Source organism: Gemmatimonadota bacterium, assembly GCA_039715185.1.
Classification (GTDB): Bacteria; Gemmatimonadota; Gemmatimonadetes; order Longimicrobiales; family RSA9; genus DATHRK01.
In genome coordinates, this window is record JBDLIA010000186.1 from 1 (window position 1) to 2,313 (window position 2,313).

Consider the following 2,313-nt stretch of genomic DNA (forward strand, 5'->3'; position numbering starts at 1 on the left):
GCACCCCTACGACGCCCGGGTGGGGTTCCTTCAAGATCGCCACTTCAAGGCAGCCAGGCGAGACCATCGGGGTTCGCGCCGGTGGGCAGTTGTCGCACGGTGGAGCCGTCCTGGAGATCCACGACCGCCACGCGATCGGCGGCGGTTCGCGCCACGAAGGCGTAGCGGCCGGAGGGGTCCAGGAGGACGCCGATGGGAGCTCCCTGCACCGGTACCCGGCTCAGCACGAGCCAGTCGGCGATGTCCACCACGACTAGCTCATCGTCCATCGGGTCGGTGATGATCAGCTGCCCGGCGCCCGCTCGAATCTGCACGCGGATTGGGAAGCTGCCGGTGGACAGCGTGCGCAGCACCTGAAACGAGCCGGTGTCGATTTCGCTCACGGTGCCGGCGGCCCGGTTGGTCACGTACAGGCGCGTACCGTCCGCCGACAGCGCTATGCCCTCGGCGCCGGCGCCGGTCCCCACGCTGGCCACGGCCCCGGTGGAGGTGATGACGCGGGTGGCGCTGCCGCTGCCGATGTTGGCCGCGTAGGCTCGAGCGCCGTCGGGCGTGACCGCGATCATGTGCGTCACCGCCTGGTTGGTGGCGAAGCCGTCGTCCACCGTGAGCGCGTCCGGGTCCACGGAGATCACCCGCCCGGATCCTTCGGCGGTGACCCAGATGCGCCCGTCCTGCGACGTGGCGATCCCGTGCGGGGCGGTGTCGGTGCCCAGGTCCACGGTCGCCACCCGGCTACGGGTCGCAACGTCCACCACGGTAAGCGAGTTCCCGGGCGACGCACCGCTGCCGTAGTTGGTCACGTACGCGGTGGACGCGTCGGGCGACAGCGCGACCTCGTGCGGCCCGAAGCCGGTGGCCACGTCCGCGAGCCTGGAACCGTCGTTGGGGTCCACGAAGGAGAGGCTGGCGGCGCTCTTGTTGACCACGAGGAGTGTGCCGGAGAACTCAGGTCCCGAATCGGGCGGATCTCCCTCGGGCGTGGTTGCGTCGTCGCCGCAGCCGGAGACCAAACAAGCGAGCAGCGCGACAATGGACGGGACCGACGGTCGTGGCGTGGCGGACATCGCGCGTTTTCGTCTCCGGTGAAAGGCCTACATGCTCCCTCCTCCGGAGAACGATCCGGCCGCCGCCGGCAGGACAGCGCGGGTCGGCCGTGGACCCGCCGATTCCCCCGCCCTGCGCTCGGCGCGCCGCTCGGCCAGCAGGTAGAGCGCGGGCGTCACGGTGAGCACGAACACGGTGCTGGCCGCCAGGCCGCCAACGAGCGCATAGCCGAGCGCGTTCCAGATGTTCGCGTCCGCGGCGGCGCTGAACAGCACCAGCGGCAGCAGGCCCAGGATGGTCGTGGCGCTGGTCATGAGGATCGGCCGGACCCGCTCGAGCGTCCCCTCCAGCACCGCCTCCCGCAACGCCAGGCCGTCGCGGCGGCGCTTCTGGTTCACGTGGTCGACGAGCAGGATGGCGTTGTTGACCACGATGCCGCCCATCATGATCACGCCGACATACGCTTCGCGCGTAAAGCTCGCGCCCGTGTAGAAGAACACCAGGAAGACCCCCACGAGCGCCATCGGCACGGTCAGCAGCACGACGAAGGGTTGCCGAAGAGACTCGAACAGGGTCGCGGTGACGCCGAACACCAGCAGGAGGGACACCAGCAGCACGCCGTAGATCTGGTTGCGTTCGCCCAGCGACCACGCCCACAGATTGCCCGACTCGATCGTGTAGCCGGTGGGGACCGCGGTGGCCTCGATGACCCGCCGGGTGATCTCGTCGCCCAGCTTGCGGGGCCCCCGGAACTCGTAGGCGACGCGCCGCTCGTACTGCTGGTCCTCCCGCGTGATGCGCGCCAGCACGTCGCGCTCTGACAGCGTCGCGACGTCGGCCAGCCGCACGCTGCCGCCGGCGGGCGCCGGGATCAGGAGCTGGAGCAGCTCCACGTTGTCGATGGTCTCGTGTCCGGCGAGCTTGACCGACACCTGCATTTCGTCGCCCGCGATGCGCACGGGGCGGCTGCGCTCGCTGGTGCGCACCGCGGCGTTCACCTCCTCCACGACGTCGCGCGCGGTGAGGCCGTGCCGGGCGAGCGCCGCGCGGTCCAGCGCGAGCACTGCCTCGGTCGCCCTGTCGCGCTGGAAGAACTGACCGCTGGCGTTGGTGTCCACCTCGCGAATGCGGCTGAAGCGCTCCAGCCTGCGCCCCAGGTCCACGGCTATCTCCCGCACCGTGACGTAGTTGTAGCCCAGGACCTTGATCGAGTAGTTGGGCGGCGAGCTGCCCCCTCCGTAGAAGGCCGGCCCGCGGCCGAAAACG

The 2,313-nt window shown here is 70.2% G+C and carries 2 protein-coding genes; both read right to left on the reverse strand.

Features of this window, described 5'->3' with window-relative positions:
• Positions 1-44: 44 nt before the first annotated feature.
• Complete coding sequence (locus ABFS34_16515) at positions 45-1,067, reverse strand: hypothetical protein (protein ID MEN8377029.1); 1,023 nt, start codon at positions 1,065-1,067, stop codon at positions 45-47.
• Positions 1,068-1,094: 27 nt separating this feature from the next.
• A partial coding sequence (locus ABFS34_16520; GenBank protein MEN8377030.1) for an efflux RND transporter permease subunit occupies positions 1,095-2,313 on the reverse strand: 1,219 nt, incomplete at its 5' end.

Excerpts from the sequence above, each read along its gene's own strand:
- ABFS34_16515 (MEN8377029.1), bottom strand. The coding sequence starts at position 1,067 with ATGTCCGCCACGCCACGACCGTCGGTCCCGTCCATTGTCGCGCTGCTC.